This is a genomic window from Kitasatospora arboriphila (genome assembly GCF_039528095.1).
GTDB classification, from domain to species: domain Bacteria; phylum Actinomycetota; class Actinomycetes; order Streptomycetales; family Streptomycetaceae; genus Kitasatospora; species Kitasatospora arboriphila.
In genome coordinates, this window is record NZ_BAAALD010000024.1 from 44,509 (window position 1) to 61,822 (window position 17,314).

General features: G+C 73.0%; 15 protein-coding genes. 8 read left to right on the forward strand and 7 right to left on the reverse strand.

The window, feature by feature from the left end:
* Nucleotides 1–101: 101 nt before the first annotated feature.
* From ABD353_RS14985 to ABD353_RS14995, 3 genes are read left to right on the forward strand one after another with little or no spacing between them, the layout of a single operon-like run.
* Nucleotides 102–806: a succinate dehydrogenase cytochrome b subunit gene (locus ABD353_RS14985; RefSeq protein WP_344624072.1), complete on the forward strand. Its 705-nt coding sequence runs from the start codon at nucleotides 102–104 to the stop codon at nucleotides 804–806.
* Nucleotides 803–2,749: a fumarate reductase/succinate dehydrogenase flavoprotein subunit gene (locus ABD353_RS14990; protein WP_344624073.1), complete on the forward strand. Its 1,947-nt coding sequence runs from the start codon at nucleotides 803–805 to the stop codon at nucleotides 2,747–2,749. The genes ABD353_RS14985 and ABD353_RS14990 overlap by 4 nt, the downstream gene beginning before the upstream one ends.
* Nucleotides 2,746–3,483, forward strand: a complete 738-nt coding sequence (locus ABD353_RS14995; protein WP_344624074.1) for a succinate dehydrogenase/fumarate reductase iron-sulfur subunit — start codon at nucleotides 2,746–2,748, stop codon at nucleotides 3,481–3,483. Before ABD353_RS14990 ends, ABD353_RS14995 begins: the two co-directional genes overlap by 4 nt.
* Nucleotides 3,484–3,560: 77 nt before the next feature.
* Here the strand turns inward: ABD353_RS14995 and ABD353_RS15000 are convergent, their stop codons facing one another.
* Nucleotides 3,561–5,939 carry an ATP-binding SpoIIE family protein phosphatase gene (locus ABD353_RS15000; protein ID WP_344624075.1) on the reverse strand — a complete coding sequence of 793 codons (2,379 nt, stop codon included), beginning with the start codon at nucleotides 5,937–5,939 and terminating at the stop codon, nucleotides 3,561–3,563.
* Nucleotides 5,940–6,373: 434 nt separating this feature from the next.
* Here ABD353_RS15000 and ABD353_RS15005 point away from each other — a divergent pair, with 434 nt between their 5' ends.
* Both ABD353_RS15005 and ABD353_RS15010 read left to right on the forward strand, forming a co-directional pair.
* Nucleotides 6,374–7,795 carry a ricin-type beta-trefoil lectin domain protein gene (locus tag ABD353_RS15005; protein ID WP_344624076.1) on the forward strand — a complete coding sequence of 474 codons (1,422 nt, stop codon included), beginning with the start codon at nucleotides 6,374–6,376 and terminating at the stop codon, nucleotides 7,793–7,795.
* 32 nt (nucleotides 7,796–7,827) lie between these two features.
* A complete protein-coding gene (locus tag ABD353_RS15010) occupies nucleotides 7,828–10,044 on the forward strand; it encodes an RICIN domain-containing protein (RefSeq protein ID WP_425555158.1) in 2,217 nt (738 codons plus the stop codon).
* A gap of 75 nt (nucleotides 10,045–10,119) precedes the next feature.
* On the opposite strand, the gene ABD353_RS15015 is transcribed toward ABD353_RS15010, so the two are convergent.
* Nucleotides 10,120–10,704, reverse strand: coding sequence for an AMIN-like domain-containing (lipo)protein (locus ABD353_RS15015; protein ID WP_344624077.1), 585 nt, complete (start codon nucleotides 10,702–10,704; stop codon nucleotides 10,120–10,122).
* Nucleotides 10,705–10,817: 113 nt separating this feature from the next.
* Here ABD353_RS15015 and ABD353_RS15020 point away from each other — a divergent pair, with 113 nt between their 5' ends.
* A complete protein-coding gene (locus tag ABD353_RS15020) occupies nucleotides 10,818–11,243 on the forward strand; it encodes a YchJ family protein (RefSeq protein ID WP_344624078.1) in 426 nt (141 codons plus the stop codon).
* A 30-nt stretch (nucleotides 11,244–11,273) separates the two neighbouring features.
* Here the strand turns inward: ABD353_RS15020 and ABD353_RS15025 are convergent, their stop codons facing one another.
* Together ABD353_RS15025 and ABD353_RS15030 are read right to left on the reverse strand one after the other, a co-directional pair.
* Complete coding sequence (locus ABD353_RS15025) at nucleotides 11,274–11,711, reverse strand: hypothetical protein (RefSeq protein ID WP_344624079.1); 438 nt, start codon at nucleotides 11,709–11,711, stop codon at nucleotides 11,274–11,276.
* A 93-nt stretch (nucleotides 11,712–11,804) separates the two neighbouring features.
* On the reverse strand, nucleotides 11,805–12,113 hold the full coding sequence (locus ABD353_RS15030) for a DUF6087 family protein (protein ID WP_344624080.1): 309 nt from the start codon (nucleotides 12,111–12,113) through the stop codon (nucleotides 11,805–11,807).
* Nucleotides 12,114–12,280: 167 nt separating this feature from the next.
* Between ABD353_RS15030 and ABD353_RS15035 the strand changes: the two genes are divergently transcribed.
* Nucleotides 12,281–12,655 (forward strand): RNA-binding S4 domain-containing protein, encoded by a 375-nt coding sequence (locus ABD353_RS15035; RefSeq protein WP_344624081.1) that lies wholly within the window; start codon nucleotides 12,281–12,283, stop codon nucleotides 12,653–12,655.
* Nucleotides 12,656–12,764: 109 nt separating this feature from the next.
* Nucleotides 12,765–13,172, forward strand: coding sequence for a hypothetical protein (locus tag ABD353_RS15040; RefSeq protein WP_344624082.1), 408 nt, complete (start codon nucleotides 12,765–12,767; stop codon nucleotides 13,170–13,172).
* A 217-nt stretch (nucleotides 13,173–13,389) separates the two neighbouring features.
* Here ABD353_RS15040 and ABD353_RS15045 read toward each other — a convergent pair whose 3' ends face one another.
* The 3 genes from ABD353_RS15045 to ABD353_RS40430 all read right to left on the reverse strand — a co-directional run bounded on the left by ABD353_RS15045 (nucleotide 13,390) and on the right by ABD353_RS40430 (nucleotide 17,272).
* Nucleotides 13,390–14,538 (reverse strand): CapA family protein, encoded by a 1,149-nt coding sequence (locus ABD353_RS15045; RefSeq protein WP_344624083.1) that lies wholly within the window; start codon nucleotides 14,536–14,538, stop codon nucleotides 13,390–13,392.
* A gap of 127 nt (nucleotides 14,539–14,665) precedes the next feature.
* On the reverse strand, nucleotides 14,666–15,724 hold the full coding sequence (locus ABD353_RS15050) for a LacI family DNA-binding transcriptional regulator (RefSeq protein WP_344624084.1): 1,059 nt from the start codon (nucleotides 15,722–15,724) through the stop codon (nucleotides 14,666–14,668).
* Nucleotides 15,725–15,880: 156 nt separating this feature from the next.
* Nucleotides 15,881–17,272: a DUF1996 domain-containing protein gene (locus ABD353_RS40430; RefSeq protein ID WP_425555159.1), complete on the reverse strand. Its 1,392-nt coding sequence runs from the start codon at nucleotides 17,270–17,272 to the stop codon at nucleotides 15,881–15,883.
* Nucleotides 17,273–17,314 lie beyond the last annotated feature (42 nt).

Sequence of the window (17,314 nt, forward strand, 5' to 3'; positions counted from 1 at the left end):
GCGCAGTTCCCCGCGCCCCTCTCGATCATAGCCATATCCTATGGTGACGAGCCTTTTCATGTCTTGGACGGCGGGTAGGTGCCTTTCCTAGCGTGGAGCGCATGGCTCTGGCGACTGGAACGCGTCGGCCGCGGCACGCCCTGGCGGTGCTGTGGGGTTCGACGATCGGCAAGAAGGCGGTGATGGCCGCCTCCGGCGCGGTGATGCTGCTGTACCTGGTGGCGCACATGCTCGGCAATCTGAAGATCTTCTTCGGGCCGGACGACCTCAACGGCTACGCCGCGTGGCTGCGCACGATCGGGCAGCCCTTCCTCGGACACGCCTGGTTCCTGTGGATCGCCCGGGTGGTGCTGCTGGTCTCCGTGGTGGCGCACGGCGTCGCCGCGTACCAGTTGAGCCGGCGCGACCTCGCGGCGCGCCCGCAGAAGTACGCGCGGCGGCGGGCCCGGTCCAGCTACGCGACGCGGACGATGCGCTGGGGCGGGGTGATCCTGGCGCTGTTCATCGTCTGGCACATCCTCGACCTGACCACGCTGACCGTGAACCCGCGGGCGGAGGAGGGCCACCCGTACCAGAACGTGGTCGCGTCCTTCTCGACCTGGTACGGCGGCGGGATCTACGTCGTCGCGATGCTCGCGGTCGGGCTGCACGTGCGGCACGGCTTCTGGAGCGCCGCGCAGACCCTGGGCGTCAACAACGCACGCCGGGACCGGGTGTTGAAGGCGACCGCGAACGTGCTGGCGCTGGTGCTGACGGCCGGCTTCCTCGCCGTGCCGGTGGCCGTGATGATCGGAGCGGTGAAGTGACCCCGTACCTCGACTACGCCCTCGGCGCGCCGGTCGCCGACACCAAGGCACCCGCCGGGCCGATCGAACAGCGCTGGGACCAGCGACGGTTCGAGGCGAAGCTGGTGAACCCGGCGAACCGCCGCCGGCACACCGTGATCGTGGTCGGCACCGGTCTCGCCGGCGGCGCGGCCGGTGCGACCCTCGCCGAGCAGGGCTACCGGGTGGTGCAGTTCTGCTTCCAGGACTCACCGCGCAGGGCGCACTCGATCGCCGCGCAGGGCGGCATCAACGCGGCGAAGAACTACCGCAACGACGGCGACAGCGTGCGGCGGCTGTTCTACGACACCGTCAAGGGCGGCGACTTCCGGGCGCGGGAGTCCAACGTGCACCGGCTGGCGCAGATCTCGGTGGAGATCATCGACCAGTGCGTGGCACAGGGCGTGCCGTTCGCCCGGGAGTACGGCGGGCTGCTGGACACCCGCTCGTTCGGCGGCGTCCAGGTGCAGCGCACCTTCTACGCCCGCGGGCAGACCGGCCAGCAACTGCTGCTCGGTGCCTACCAGGCGCTGTCGCGCCAGATCGCGGCCGGCGGGGTGGAGATGCACCCGCGCACCGAGATGCTCGACCTGGTCGTCGTCGACGGCCGGGCCCGCGGCATCGTCGCCCGGGACCTGGTGACCGGGGAGGTGTCCACCCACCTGGCGGACGCGGTGGTGCTGGCGACCGGCGGGTACGGCAACGTCTTCCACCTGTCGACCAACGCCAAGAACTCCAACGCCACCGCCGTCTGGCGGGCGCACCGGCGCGGCGCGTGGTTCGGCAACCCGTGCTTCACGCAGATCCACCCGACCTGCATCCCGCGCTCCGGCGACCACCAGTCGAAGCTCACCCTGATGAGCGAGTCGCTGCGCAACGACGGCCGGATCTGGGTGCCGAAGGCGGCCGGGGACACCCGCCCGCCGGCGGAGATCCCCGAGGCCGAGCGGGACTACTACCTGGAGCGGATGTACCCGGCCTTCGGCAACCTGGTGCCGCGCGACATCGCCTCCCGCGCCGCCAAGGCGGTCTGCGACGAGGGCCGCGGCGTCGGCCCCGGCGGGCAGGGCGTGTACCTCGACTTCGCCGACGCGATCGCCAGGCTGGGCCGGGACACCGTCTCCGCGCGCTACGGCAACCTCTTCGAGATGTACGAGCGGATCACCGCGGAGGACCCGTACCGGGTGCCGATGCGGATCTACCCGGCGGTGCACTACACCATGGGCGGCCTGTGGGTGGACTACGACCTGCAGACCACCGTCCCCGGGCTGTTCGCGATCGGCGAGGCCAACTTCTCGGACCACGGCGCCAACCGGCTCGGTGCGAGCGCCCTCATGCAGGGACTCGCCGACGGCTACTTCGTGCTGCCGCCCGCCCTCAACGACTACCTGGCACGGCAGGGTTCGGAGCCGGTCGACCCGGGCGACCCGCAGGTCGAGGGCGTCCGGCAGGAGGTGGTACAGCGGCTGGACCGGCTGCTGGCCGTCCGCGGCGACCGCACCCCCGAGTCCTTCCACCGCGAACTCGGCCGGATCATGTGGGACGAGTGCGGAATGGCCCGCAACGACGCCGGACTGCGCCGGGCACTCGCCCGGATCCCCGAACTGCGCGAGGAGTTCTGGCGGCGGGTCACCGTCCCCGGCACCGGGGAGAGCCTCAACCAGCAGCTGGAGAAGGCGAACCGGGTCGCCGACCACCTGGAGCTCGCCGAACTCATGTGCCTGGACGCGCTGCACCGCACCGAGTCCTGCGGCGGGCACTTCCGCGAGGAGAGCCGCACCGAACAGGGCGAGGCGCTCCGCGACGACGAGGCCTTCTCGTACGCCGCCGCCTGGGAGTTCACCGGCACCGGCCGCGCGCCCGTGCTCCACCGCGAGCACCTCTCCTTCGAGCACGTCCACCCCACCCAGCGGAGCTACGCATGAACCTCACCCTGCGGATCTGGCGGCAGGCCGGCCCCGACGACCCCGGCGGGTTCAGCACCTACCAGGTCGGCGACATCAGCCCCGACATGTCCTTCCTCGAGATGCTCGACACCCTCAACGAGACCCTGGTGCTGCGCGGCGAGGAGCCGGTGGCCTTCGACCACGACTGCCGCGAGGGCATCTGCGGCGCCTGCGGCATGGTCATCGACGGGCAGGCGCACGGGCCGCAGCCGACCACCACCTGCCAGCTGCACATGCGGCACTTCGAGGACGGCGCCACCGTCGACGTCGAGCCGTGGCGGGCCGCGGCCTTCCCGGTGGTCAAGGACCTGGTGGTGGACCGCTCCGCACTCGACCGGGTGATCGGCGCCGGCGGGTACATCACCGCACCGACCGGCAGCGCACCGGAGGCGCACGCCACGCCCGTCCCCAAGGAGGCGGCGGACGCGGCCTTCGAGCACGCCGCCTGCATCGGCTGCGGGGCCTGCGTGGCGGCGTGTCCGAACGGGTCGGCGATGCTGTTCACGGCGGCGAAGGTGGTGCACCTGAACCTGCTGCCGCAGGGTGCGCCGGAGCGGTCGAGCCGGGTGCGGGGGATGGTCGGCGCGATGGACGCCGAGGAATTCGGCGGCTGCACCAACACCGGCGAGTGCGCGACGGCCTGCCCGAAGGGGATCCCGCTGTCGGCGATCTCGGCGCTGAACAGGGAGTTCCTGCGGAGCAGTCTCAAGTGAGGGACACCTGATGGGGGTGCTTGCCCCATCGGGCAAGTCCCAGCGCCCCTGGTGGTTGCTCCTCCTGAGGGAGTCCGTCAGGGGTCGGTCGGGAGTTCCTGTTCGGTCCAGATGGTCTTGCCGGCGGCGGTGTAGCGGCTGCCCCAGCGGTCGGTGAGCTGGGCGACGAGGTAGAGGCCGCGGCCGCCCTCGTCGGTGAGGCGGGCGCGGCGCATCCGGGGCTGGGTGCTGCTGCCGTCGGAGACCTCGCAGGTCAGGGTGTCGGCGTGGATCAGACGGACGCCGACCGGCCCGCCGGCGTAGCGGATGGCGTTGGTGACCAGTTCGCTGAGGACGAGTTCGGTGGTGAAGGCGAGGTCGTCCAGGCCCCAGTCGGCGAGCCGGGCGGTGGCGTCGGCGCGGACCTTGGCGACCGCGGCGGGGTCGGGGTCGACCGTCCAGGTGGCGGTGGATTCGGCGGGGACGGCGCGGGTGCGGGCGAGCAGCAGGGTGACGTCGTCGCGCAGCCGGGTGGGCGGCAGTCCGGCGACGAGTTGCAGGGCGGCCTCGCGCAGCGGGCGGTCCTGCCGGGCGACGGCGGCCAGTCGCCGCTGGATCTCGGCCATGCCCTCGTCGATGTCGCCCTCGCCGCGTTCGATCAGGCCGTCGGTGTAGAGGGCGAGGACGCTGCCCTCGTCGAGGACGGCCTCGGTGGCTTCGAAGGGCAGTCCCCCGACGCCGAGCGGCGGGCCGGGGGTGACGGGCAGGAAGTGGACGGTGCCGTCGGGGCCGGCGACGGCGGGCGGCGGGTGGCCGGCGCTGGCGATGGTGCAGGCCCGGGTGACCGGGTCGTAGACGGCGTACAGGCAGGTCGCGCCGACGGAGCCGGGGTCGGGGCGGTGCCGTCGCCCGGCGGGGGCGGTGTCCACCGGTTCGGCGGTGTCGCCCTCCTCGGCCTCGCCGGTGAAGTCGCCCTCGAAGAGCAGCTGGGAGACCAGGTCGTCGAGGTGGACGAGCAGTTCGTCGGGTTCGAGGTCGAGGTCGGCGAGGGTGCGGACGGCGGTGCGCAGCCGGCCCATGGTGGCGGTGGCCTGCAGTCCGTGCCCGGCGACGTCGCCGACGACCAGCGCGACCCGGGCGGAGGAGAGCGGGATGACGTCGAACCAGTCGCCGCCGACGCCGCCGGCGCTGTCGGTGGGCAGGTAGACGCTGGCGGTGGAGACGGCGGCGACGGTGCGGACGGCGGGCGGCAGCAGGCTGCGCTGGAGCCCGACCGCGGCGCGGTGCTCGCGGGTGTAGCGGCGGGCGTTGTCGACGGCCAGGGCGGCGCGGGCGGCGATCTCGGCGAGCAGCAGCCGGTCGCCGTCCTCGTAGCGGTCCTTCCAGCGGTCGCGGCGGACGGCGACCTGGCCGAGCAGGATGCCGCGGGCGGCCAGCGGGGCGGTGATCTCCCAGCCGTGGGCGGGTTCGGCGGCGGTCGTGCGGTCCGCGGTGCCGTCGGCCTTCACGTGCACGGTGTCGCCGGTGGCGGGCGCGGACTCGGACGGCCCGGCGACGGCGGTGCGGCGCAGCACCAGGCGTCCGGTGGGGTCGGGGACGGGTTCGTCGCCGGTGAAGACGGCGGCGGCGATGTCGACCACGGCGACGTCGGCGAAGTCGGGGACGATCGCCCTGGCGAGGCCCTCGGCGGTGCCGGTCACGGAGAGCGAGCCGCCGGCTGCGGCGGTCACCCGGTGCAGCAGGGCGAGGCGCTGCCGGGAGCGGTGCTGTTCGGTGATGTCGGTGAAGAGCACGGTGAGGCCGATGACGACGCCGTCGGAGTCCTGCAGCCGGAAGGCGGAGATGGCCATCATCCGGCCGCTGCGCGGGTCGACGACGGTGCGGGCGAGCCCCTCGGCCTGGACCAGCGGGCGGCCGGTCTCCAGGACCTCGCGCAGGTGCGCCTCCAGGACGAGGGCGTCCGCGGGCTGCAGGAAGTCGGAGAGCTTGAGGCCGCTGAGGGTCGGCGGCACGCCGGAGTAGGGCAGCAGGTGGGTGTTGGTGCGGACGATCTGCAGGTCGGTGTCGAAGACGGCGAGGCCGAAGCGGTCCTGGAGGAAGAGTTCGCGGGTGAAGGCCTGGTCCTGGCGCCATCGGGCGACGGTGGAGGACTTGGCGCCGAGGACGACCTGCCGGGTGGCGGTGGGGTCGTTGGGGTTGTCGCCGTGCAGGGTGAGGACGCGGACGTACAGGTTGAGCGGGCGGCCGTCGCCGGTGCGGACGGTGACCCGGCCGTCCCAGCCGCCGGGGCCGGACTCCTCGGGGCCGCGCCAGGCGTCCGGGTCGGCGAGCAGGTCGCGCAGGGCGCGGCCGACCAGGGCGCGGGCGGGCAGGGCGAGGAGATCCTCGGCGGCGCTGGTGCAGCCGACGATCGTGCCGCTGCCGTCGACGAGCGCTCCGGCGACGCCGTCGAGGAAAGGGAAGCGGCGGTCTTCCATCTCGTCTCACCCCGTCCGGTGGTCTCCTCCCTCCCTCATACTCCACCGGTCCCCGGGTGTCGGCGCCCCGGGACACGGAGGGTGACCGGAGGTTCTGCCTTCGGGTCCTGTACGCACGGGGGTTGACGCGGCTGGTTCAACGGGCCTAACTTCACGTTCTGAAAAAGGGTCCAGACCAATTCGTCGGGACCCCTGTGCCGTCCGCCGCACCCGGGACGAACTGGTGACATGTCGCCAGGCGGATGCTGTGGAAGGACTTTGACGGATCGCAAGGAGATCCGTGTGCACCACCGCAGCCTGCGGCCCGGCGGCCGGTCGATCCTGCCGCACGGGTCGCCGACGGCTGCACCATGTTCACTTCGTGAACGCAAAGGTCCCTGATCCTCACCCCCCACCACGCCCGGTGCACCGTGCCCGGGCAGGAGGAGACAGCCTTGATCCGCACCCTTGCCCGTACCGTGGCGACCGCGGTCGCGCTGCCCGCGACGGCCGCCGCCCTGCTGATCGCCGGCGGTTCGCCGGCCGCCGCCGCGGCCAACCCCGGCCCGGGCTTCCCGGCCCACTTCGCCGCCCCCTACCTGGAGACCTGGAACTCGCCCTCGGTGATGACCGATGTGCGCAACGCCACCGGCCTCAAGTACTTCACGCTCGCCTTCGTGATCAGCAACGGGAGCTGCACCGCCACCTTCAACGGCAACACCGATATAGCCGACGCCTCCTGGCAGAGCGCGATCAACGGCCTCCGCTCGGCCGGCGGCGACGTGATCGCCTCCTTCGGCGGCGCGGCCGGCACCGAGCTGGGCCAGGCCTGCACCAGCGTCTCCGCGCTGCAGGCCCAGTACAAGCGGGTCGTCGACACCCTGAACCTGACCCGGATCGACCTCGACATCGAGGGCTCCGCACTGAACGACACCGCCGCCAACGACCGCCGCAACCAGGCACTGGCAGCCCTCCAGCAGCAGTACGCGGCTGCCGGCAAGCGGCTCGCCGTCAACTACACGCTGCCGGTCAGCCCGTCCGGCCTGGAGTCCAACTCGCTCAGCCTGCTGAACAACGCCAAGAGCCGCGGCCTGGACGTCAACATGGTCAACATCATGACCATGGACTACGGCCCGGCCATGGACATGGGGCAGGCCGCGATCAACGCCGCGAACGGCCTGCACACCCAGCTCGGCCAGATCTGGACGGGCAAGACCTCCGACCAGCTGTGGGCGATGGAGGGCAACACCCCGATGATCGGGGTCAACGACACCACCGCCGAGGTCTTCACCACCGGCAACGCCTCGACCCTGGAGTCCTTCGCCGCCTCGCACGGCATCCAGCAGCTCGCCTTCTGGGCGATCGGCCGCGACAAGGCCTGCGCCGCCAACGGCACGCTCTCCGACTCGTGCAGCGGCACCCCGCAGTCCGCGTACCAGTTCACCAGGACCTTCGACGCGCTGACCGGCGGCACCACCCCGCCGCCCACCGGCCGCACCGGCCGGATCACCGGCTACGGCGGCAAGTGCGTGGACGTGGCCGCGGCGAACAGCGCCAACGGCACCGCGGTCCAGCTGTACGACTGCAACGGCACGGCCGCGCAGACCTGGACGGTCGGCACCGACGGCACCGTCCGCGCGCTCGGCAAGTGCATGGACGTGACCGCCGCCGGCACCGCGAACGGCTCCCAGGTGCAGCTCTACGACTGCAACGGCACCGGCGCCCAGCAGTGGCAGGCCCGCGCCGACAAGACCCTGGTGAACCCCGCCTCCGGCCGCTGCCTGGACGCCACCGGGCCCAGCTCCGCCAACGGCACCCGGCTGCAGATCTGGGACTGCTTCGCCGGCGCCAACCAGCAGTGGACCCTGCCCGCCTGATGCCGCGACCCGACCGAACAGGAGCGAACCCCATGCCACTCCCACCCGTGCACCGGCGGGCGCACGCCCGGCGCCGGGCCCTGCCGCTGGTCACCGCCGTCGGCCTGATCGCCTCGGCGTCCACCGCGGTGATGCTCGTCCAGGGCCAGGCCGCGCAGGCCGCCGGCCTGCCCACCGGCGCCACCGCCCTCGTCGCTCAGCACAGCGGCAAGTGCGTGGACGCCGCGGCCGCCGCGACCGCCAACGGCACCGCCGTGCAGCAGTACGCCTGCAACGGCACCGGCGCCCAGCAGTGGCAGTTCCAGGACGCCGGTGGCGGCTACGTCCGGATCAACGCCCAGAACGACACCAGCAAGGTCCTCGACGTCACCGACGTCTCCACCGCGGACGGTGCGAGGATCCAGCTCTGGGCGTACGGCGGCGGCCCCAACCAGCAGTGGCAGGCGGTCGCCGAGGCCGGCGGCGCCTACCACTTCGTCAACCGCAACAGCGGCAAGTGCCTGGACGTGCCGAGCGCCTCCACCGCGGACGCCGTCCAGCTCCAGCAGTGGACCTGCAACGGCACCGCCGCGCAGTCCTTCTCCTTCGGCAGCGGCAGCCAGAACCCGCCCGGCACTCCGGACTTCGGGCCCAACGTGGCGGTCTTCGACCCGTCGATGCCCGCCTCGACGATCCAGGCCAAGCTGAACTCGGTCTTCTCGCAGCAGGAGTCCAACCAGTTCGGCGCCCAGCGCCAGGCCCTGCTGTTCAAGCCCGGCAGCTACAGCGTGGACGCCAACGTCGGCTTCTACACCCAGGTCGCCGGGCTCGGCCTCTCCCCCGACGACGTCACGATCAACGGCGCCGTGCACGCCGAGGCGGACTGGTTCCAGGGCAACGCCACCCAGAACTTCTGGCGCTCCGCCGAGAACCTGTCGGTCAACCCGACCGGCGGCACCGACCGCTGGGCCGTCTCGCAGGCCGCGCCGTACCGGCGGATGCACGTCCGCGGCAACCTGCAGCTGGACGACGGCGGCTGGTCGAGCGGCGGCTTCATCGCCGACTCGAAGATCGACGGCCAGGTGCGCTCCGGCTCCCAGCAGCAGTGGCTCTCCCGGAACGCCCAGTGGGGCAGCTGGACGGGCTCCAACTGGAACATGGTCTTCGTCGGCGACGTCAACGCCCCGGCGAACTCCTTCCCCAACCCGCCGTACACCACCGTCGGCCAGACCCCGGTGGTCCGCGAGAAGCCCTTCCTGTACGTGGACCCGGCCGGCACCTACAAGGTGTTCGTCCCGGCGCTGCGCAGCAACAGCAGCGGCACCACCTGGGCCGGCGGGGCGCAGCAGGGCGGCTCGCTGCCGATCGACCAGTTCTTCGTCGTCAAGCCGGGCGCCACCGCCACCGACATCAACGCGGCGCTCGGCCAGGGCAAGAACCTGCTGTTCACGCCGGGCGTGTACCACCTCGACCGGGCGATCAACGTGACCCGGGCGGACACCGTGGTGCTGGGCCTGGGCCTGGCCACCCTCGTCCCGGACAACGGGGTCACCGCGATGACCGTCGCCGACGTGGACGGGGTGAAGGTGGCCGGTCTGCTGATCGACGCCGGCACCACCAACTCCGCGATGCTGATGCAGGTCGGCCCGGCCGGATCCGCCGCCGACCACTCGGCGGACCCGACCTCGCTGCACGACGTGTTCTTCCGGGTCGGCGGCGCGGGCGTCGGCCGGGCCACCCAGTCGCTGGTGGTGAACAGCAACAACGTGATCGGCGACCACATGTGGATCTGGCGCGCGGACCACGGCAGCGGCGTCGGCTGGACGAGCAACACCGCCGCCAACGGCCTGACCGTCAACGGCAACAACGTCACCATGTACGGCCTGTTCGTCGAGCACTACCAGCAGACCCAGGTGGTCTGGAACGGCAACGGCGGCCGGACGTACTTCTTCCAGAACGAGATGCCGTACGACCCGCCGAACCAGGCCGCCTGGACGAACGGCTCGACCCGCGGCTACGCGGCGTACAAGGTCGCCGACTCGGTGACCAGCCACGAGGCGTGGGGGCTGGGCAGCTACTGCTACTTCAGCGCCAACCCGTCCGTGGTGGCCGAGCACGCCTTCGAGGTGCCGAACCGCTCCGGGGTGCGCTTCCACGACATGGTGACCGTGTCGCTGGGCGGCACCGGCACCATCAACCACGTGATCGACTCGACCGGGGGCCCGTCCAACTCCTCGTCGAACGTGGCGAACCTGGTCGCCTTCCCGTAACCGCGCGAACGCTCCCCGGCCGGGTCCGCACCCGGCCGGGGAGCCCCGTGTTCATCCGTGCCGTGCCCGTACGGCTCAGGAGGTGGCGTTCCAGCTGTGCGCCACGTCGATCACCAGCCGGTTGTCCAACTGGAAGACCCGGAAGGGCAGTCGGGCCCGCACGCCCAGGCCGACCTGGCTCTGGCCCTCGAAGCTGCCGCCGAACTTGGCGTCCTTGAAGGTGCGGTAGCCGGTGAGGTTGACGCCGGGCAGTGACTGGCCGGCCTTCGCCGGGTACACCGGCGCACCGGTCGACGGGTCGTAGGACGGCGCCACGACCACGATCTCCAGGATCGCGCCGCCGTTCACCGGGATCGTCCGGCCCGAGCCGTCCTGGATCAGCGACGGCACGTACTGGACGCGGTAGCCGACGTGGCCGGCCGGCGTCGTGCCGGGGATGTCGAGCACCATGCGGTCCCAGCACGGGTGCTGGCCGGTGCGGATGTTGGTCAGCGGGTGCTGCCCGGTGGCGGGGTTCGCGGCCTTCGGCAGGCTGCCCCAGCCGGTCGGGCAGGTCGTCACCGTCGCCGTGGGTGTTGTCGCGGATGCCGCGGCCGGTACCACCACGGCACCGGTGCCGGCGAGAACGAGTGCCATCGGGATCGTGATCCACCGTCGCATGATGCGCCTCCTCGGGCCGCGCCTGGATCCCTCACCCGAAGAGACGTGGGCAGCGGCCGGGCAGTTGCAGCACCCGGCCCCGAGTTCCGGGGGCGGGCGGCGCGCCCGGCAGAATGGGACGCATGTCGAAGCGCCGCCGCCACCCCCGATTCTCCCCCGCCGACCCCTGCCCGTGCGGCCTGGGCGGGCCCTACGGCGGCTGCTGCGGGCGGCTGCACCGCGGCGAGGCGGCGGCGGGCACCGCGGAGCAGCTGATGCGCTCGCGCTACAGCGCCTTCGCCGTCCAGGACGGGCCCTACCTGCTGCGCAGCTGGCACCCGGACACCAGGCCGCCCCGGATCGGCTTCGACCCGGGGCTGCAGTGGACGGGGCTGGAGGTGCTGGCGACGACCGAGGGCGGGCCGTTCCACACCACCGGGACGGTACGGTTCCGGGCGCACTTCACGGACGGCGGCGAGCCGGGGGCCATGGAGGAGCACAGCACCTTCGTCCGGCTGGACGGCGCCTGGGTGTACGTGGCGGCGCTGCCGGAGGACTGAGCGTCGCCGCCCCGTCCCGGACGGGCGGGATCAGTCGTGGAAGGCGGCGACCAGGTCGTCCAGCGGGTCGTCGTCCACGATCAGGACGGTGCGGTCCAGGCCGCTGGTGAAGGCCGAGGCGGCCGCCACGTGCGCCCGGGCGATCTCCAGCGTCTCGGCGGCCCGCTCCAGCTCCTCGGAGACCCGGGCCTGCCGGGCTGCCGGGGTGTCCCCCTCGCCGTCCGGCAGCGCCACCTTGATCTGTCCCGCCGGGATCGCGGCGAGCTCGCCGGCGGCCTGCGCCAGCGCCTGCGGCAGGTGGAACAGGATCGCGTGCAGCGCCGTCACCACGTCGTGCACGCTGGTCGGGTCGGGGAAGGCGCCGACCCCCGGGGCCGTCCGGTGGTTGAGGACGCGGACCTCCTCGCCCACGGCATTGGCGATCTCGTACGGGGTCCGGGCCGGGCCCGGTGCGCGGTCAGGGCTCATAGCGGACATGCTCACCTCCGTGCGGTACGGGCACGTACGGCGGGGCCGTTGCGCGCCCCGACGACCACCCGTTGTGCGTAGCGGCCGGGCGGCTCAGTCCGCACGGCGGCCGGTCGGACCGGGCCGGAACACCGGCAGCCGGCCCGAGACCTGCGGGAAGACGGGGGGCCGGCCGTCGCCGACGATCATCTGGTGGGCGGCGGCCCAGCTGTCGGCGATCGCCACGGGCTGCCAGGCGCGGCCGTCCCACTCGACGACCAGACGGGGTGCGTCCCGGTGGTGCGGGTGGCCGGCGCCGTCCGACGGCTCGCCGATCAGGAACGCGTCCCGGGTGCCGACCGGATGCCGCAGGTCGGCGGGGCGGGCACAGCTGTCGGACAGTGGCTCTCTCTCGTCGGGCACGAACACCGGGGCGTCCTTTCGGCGGTTGGGCCGCCGGTGTGGCGGTCCTCCCGTCAGGCTAACCCGCCGTGCCTGACCGGGCACGTTGTGCAACGGCGGGCGACGGGAGGGACCGTCCGGGGCGCCGACGTTTCGGTGCGGGGCGGGCCGGCGTCTAGGCTCGTGGCATGGCGGAGGACGAGGGCCCGGTACGGGTGGACAGCTGGATCTGGTCGGTCCGGCTGCTGAAGACGCGCTCGATGGCCTCGGCGGCCTGCCGGGCCGGGCACGTGCGGGTGAACGAGGAGCGGGCCAAGCCCGCGCAGACCGTGAAGCCGGGGGACGAGGTCCGGCTGCGGTACGACGGCCGCGAGCGGGTCGTCGTGGTCTCCAGGCCGATCCGCAAGCGGGTCGGCGCCGAGATCGCGGCGCAGTGCTACGTCGACCACTCCCCTCCCCCGCCGCCGCGCGAGTTCGCAGCGCCGACGGCACTGCGGGACCGCGGCACCGGCCGCCCGACCAAGCGCGACCGCCGGGAGATCGAGCGCCTGCGCGGCTCCTGACGCCCAGCCGTTGACGTGCACCCGGCACCTGTCGCAGGCTTCGGATCACATCGCCGAATGTGAGCGGGCGTCAGGAGCGTGGCCGGCGCCCGGGAGGGAGGGGCGCGCCGTGAGGCTGACGCTGTTCGGATACTGGTGCTCCCCCGAGAGCCCGGACCTGCCCGACCCCGCGGCCCTGGTGGACCCGGAGTGGGAGATGTGGGAGCGCTCCGAGGTCGCCGACTACCTGGAACACGGCCACGTCGCCCGCCAGTTCCTCGGCGTCTCGAGATGCCGCATCTGCGGCGAGGTCAACGGCTCGGCCGAGTTCACCGACGGCGAGTACCTCTGGCCCTCCGGCCTCGCGCACTACGTGCGGGAGCACGCCGTCCGGCTGCCCGAACGGATCACCGCCCACATCCTGCGCCGCACCGCGGAGTGGGAGGAGGTCGAGGTCGACGCCTCCTGGTGGCACGAACGGGCCTACGCCCCGGCCCCGCGCGGAGGACCGCTGACCGCGGCCGGGCCCCGGAGTTGATGCCGAAGCGCCCGGAGGGTCGGCTCGGGAGCGGGTGGGGAACCTCCCGCACCCGCACCCCAGGCCCCCGTGAAGGCCGGTCCTGAGGGGTGCGGGCCGCTGGGCGGCGTGAGCGTTCAGGGCTGCTCACGCCGTGTCCCAGCGGGTCCGCGGCCGTGCCGGTGCGTGGGCGCGGCCGATCGTGGGTCCGGCCTCGGCCGGGGCGGGGGCCGCGGGTTCAGTCGCGGGCCGCGGGCGCCGGGGCGAGGCCGGTGCAGGTGCGCAGCCGGTCGCGGCGGTGCTGGGCGGCGGTCGCGGCGGCACCGGACTGCGGCACCGGGACGCCGCGCTTGTCGATGTGCGCGGGGGTGAACCGCTCGCCGACGGTGCGGCCGTCCCCGCTCAGGGTCAGCGTGGTGACACCGGTCTCGTCGGAGTCGGTGTAGTTCGAGGTGCCGTACCAGAGGAAGTTGCCGAAGCCGTACGCCACGTAGGTGTCGCCGAGCATGCCGGAGCCCAGCATGGTGTGCGCGTGGGTGCCGACCACCGCGGTGGCGCCCGCCGCGGAGAGCTTGCGGGCGAGGTCGGTCTGGGCGCCGGTCGGACAGGTGTGGCCCTCCTCGCCCCAGTGCAGGTAGACCAGCACGACCGGGGCCTGGCGCCTGGCCTCGGTGACGGCCCGCAGGAGCGCGGCCGGGTCGAGGGCGGAGGCGATCCCGGGCTTGGACGAACCGGCCCGCCACTTCTGGTTGGTGAGGTCCTGGACCTGGCTGGCGGCGAGCACCGCGACCTTCACGCCCTTGACCATCGTCACGTACGGGGCGTACGCCTCCTCGGCGTTGCGGCCGAAGCCGACGACCGGGATCGGTGAGGAGGCCTTGGCGGCGAGCGTGTCGGCGAGGCCGGCGGCGCCGAAGTCCACGGCGTGGTTGTTGGCCAGCGAGACCACGTCCACGCCCGCGTCGCGGAGCGTCTGCAGCGCCTTGGGACTGGTGCGGAAGGTGTAGGTCTTCGGCTCGGGCGCGCCGCGGCCGGTGATCGCCGTCTCCAGGTTGAGCACCGCGAGGTCGGCGGCGGCGAGCGTGCGGGAGATCGGGCCGAGTGCGGTGTCGGGGCCGCCGGCGAGGCGGGACGCCGTCCGGCCCTCGAAGTGGACGTCGCCGGCGAAGGCGACGGTGATGGTGCCGCCGGCCGCGGCGGAGCCGGAGGGGGCGGCCGGGTCGGACGGGGCGCCGGACGCGGCGGGGTCGGCGGAGCCCGAACCTGCGGGCGCGGCGGCGGTGGTGGCGGCAGTGGCACGGTCGGCGGCCGGACCGGGGTGGCTGCCGCAGGACGTCAGGCAGGCCAGGCCCAGCACGAGCGCAGCAGCAGGCGCGGCACGGCGCACGACAATCCCCCCGGTCATCGAACTGTACGCGCCAACTCTACGACACGATCCGCACATCCATCCGCACGATCCCCATAACTCGCGCACATATGTGGAGGACTTGATTCCGCATGAGCCTGACAGTGGATCAGGAGGACCGGCGGACGACCAGCTCCGGCTCGAAGATCACCGAGGTGGCGCCGCGGCCGGGGCGGGCCAGCACGTCCAGCAGGATGCGGGCCATCTCGGCCGCCATCTCCTCCACCGGCTGCCGGACGGTGGTGAGCGGCGGCCGGCCGGCGGTGGCCGCGCTGCTGTCGTCGAAGCCGACCACCGCGACGTCCTCCGGCACCCGCAGGCCGTGGTCGCGCAGCACCGCGACGGCCCCCTGCGCCATCAGGTCGTTGGCGGCGAACACCCCGTCGAGGTCCGGGTGTTCGACGAGCAGCCGGGTCATCGCCCGCTCACCGCCGGCCTGGGTGAAGTCCGCCTCGGCGTGCGGCAGGTACGGCATGCCGTGGCGGGCCATCGCCTCGTGGAAGCCCTCCAGCCGGTCGCGGGCGGCGCGCACCGCGGGCGGCCCGGCGATGGTCACCACCCGCCGGCGGCCGCGGGCGTGCAGGTGGTCGGCGGCGAGCCGGGCGCCGTCCCGGTTGGCCAGGTCGACGCAGCTGACCGGCAGGGGGGCGGCCGGGCGGCCGAAGAGCACGGTGGGCACGCCGGCGGCCAGCAACAGGCCGGGCATCGGGTCGTCGGCGTGCGTGGAGACCACCATGGCGCCGTCGGCGTTGCCCTGCTTGAGGTAGGAGAGCGCCTGCTCGCGGGCCTCCGGGGCGTCCGCGAGCATCAGCACCGGGTGGACGCCGTGCGGGCGCAGACCGGTGAAGACGCCGCTGACCACCCGGCCGAAGAAGGGGTCGGTGAAGACCTGCGTCCGGCCGGCCTCCTCGTCCCGCCCGTCGGTGCCGCTGCCGGAGACGACCAGGGCGAGGGCGCCGGCCCGGCGGGTGACCAGCGAGCGGGCGGCGCCGTTGGGCACGTACCCGGTGGAGGCGACGGCCCGGCGGACGCTCTCCTGGATGGCCGGGTCGACGTTGCGGATGCCGTTGATCACGCGGGAGACGGTCGCGCGGGAGACGCCGGCGACCCGGGCCACGTCCTCCAGGGTCGCGGAGCGCTGGGCGGCCGGGCGGAGGGCTTCGCTCATGAGCCTTTTATAGCATGTGGGAGAGCGCTCTATCCGGTTGTTCCCGGGCCTTCACCAGCGCTGTTGCCCGACCCGGGCCGGGCCCGCCGCACGCCGTGCGCCCCCGTCCTCCCCGGGGGAGCGGGGAGGACGGGGGCGACGGTCGGCCGACGGGCGTCAGGGCAGCAGGTACTGCTCGTTCAGCGCCGCACCGCGCCCGGGCTGGGTCTCGTCGTAGCCGCGGGCGTTGCACTGGAGGCCACCGATGATGCAGTGGTTCACCAGCGCCGCCAGGGTGGGCGCGTCCCACGCGTTGAAGAAGTCGTAGTGGAAGGAGTACCCCCGGCCGCTCGCCAGCCGCAGCTGCGAGAGGTCGCCGGAGGGCACCGGCCACGCCATCTTGAACTCGATCATCGGGAGCGCCACCGGGTGGGTGGAGGGGCAGACACCGTTGACCGGGTAGGCCATGTGGCTCTTGTGGTCGGGGGTGTCCAGGTACAGGCCGTTCCAGCAACTGGGGGCCTGGTAGCGCAGGTTGACCGCGCCGCCGCCGGGGCAGGAGGTCGGCAGGTCGGTGTTGTGGTAGCTGTTGCCGCACTCCCAGCCGGCCACGTAGCCCGGGTTGGTGGCGAACTCCGTCTGGGTCGCGGACGGGCTGCCCACGACGAACCGCAGACCCGGCGGGAACGGCCGCACCGAGGTGTAGTCGGTCACCCCCGTCTTGTAGTAGATGGTCTGCAGGCCGACCGGGTTGACCTCCGTGGCGCCGTTGTACATGGTCGGCATCCAGTAGGCGGACTTGTCACCGGGGGCGAGGCAGGTGGTGCCGCCCGCCGCCAGCGAGGCCGGGGTGGAGGTCGCCGTGGTGGTGGTGTTGCCCATGAAGGTGTGCATGTGCGAGGCGCCGGCCAGCCCGGGGAAGACGATCGGGTCGTCCGGCAGGTTGTGCGTCGGCGAGCAGTTCGCCTGGAACTCGTGGAAGTAGGTGTGCGGCGGGTTGGCCGTGGACGGCGTCACCCCGGTCACCTGCGGGTTCGCGAGGACGTAGCCGGTCTGCGGGGTGGTGACGGTGCCGTACACCTTGAACTCGTACAGCGAGTAGCCGTACTGGGTGGCCCGCTGGGTGGCGTTGAGCCGGACGTACCGGCCGGTGCCGTTGACGTTCAGCGACTGCACGCCGCCGGCCGAGGTGGTGGTTGAGTAGATCGTCGACCAGGTGGCGGCGTCGGACGAGGTCTGCAGCTGGTAGGCGGTGGCGTACGCCGCCTCCCAGCTGAGTTCGACCTTGCTGACCGTCGCCGGACCGCCGAGGTCGATCTGGATCCACTGCGGGTCGCTCCAGTTCGAGGCCCACCGGCTGGTCGGGTCGCCGTCGACGACGGCTCCGGCCGGGAAGTTCAGGCTCTCGATGGACGAGGCGGTGACCGGCTTGGACTGCGAGATCAGTCCGTCGGCGGCGACGGCCTGGCGGGCGGTGCCGCCGATGCCCGCGAGGGCGAGCACCGCGGCGAACGCGACGGCGAGCGCCGTCCGGCGCGGCCTGCCCCGGGACAGGAAACGGGGTCGCATCGGACCTCCATTCGAACGGATGGGTGGGGGTTGCCCCGGGAC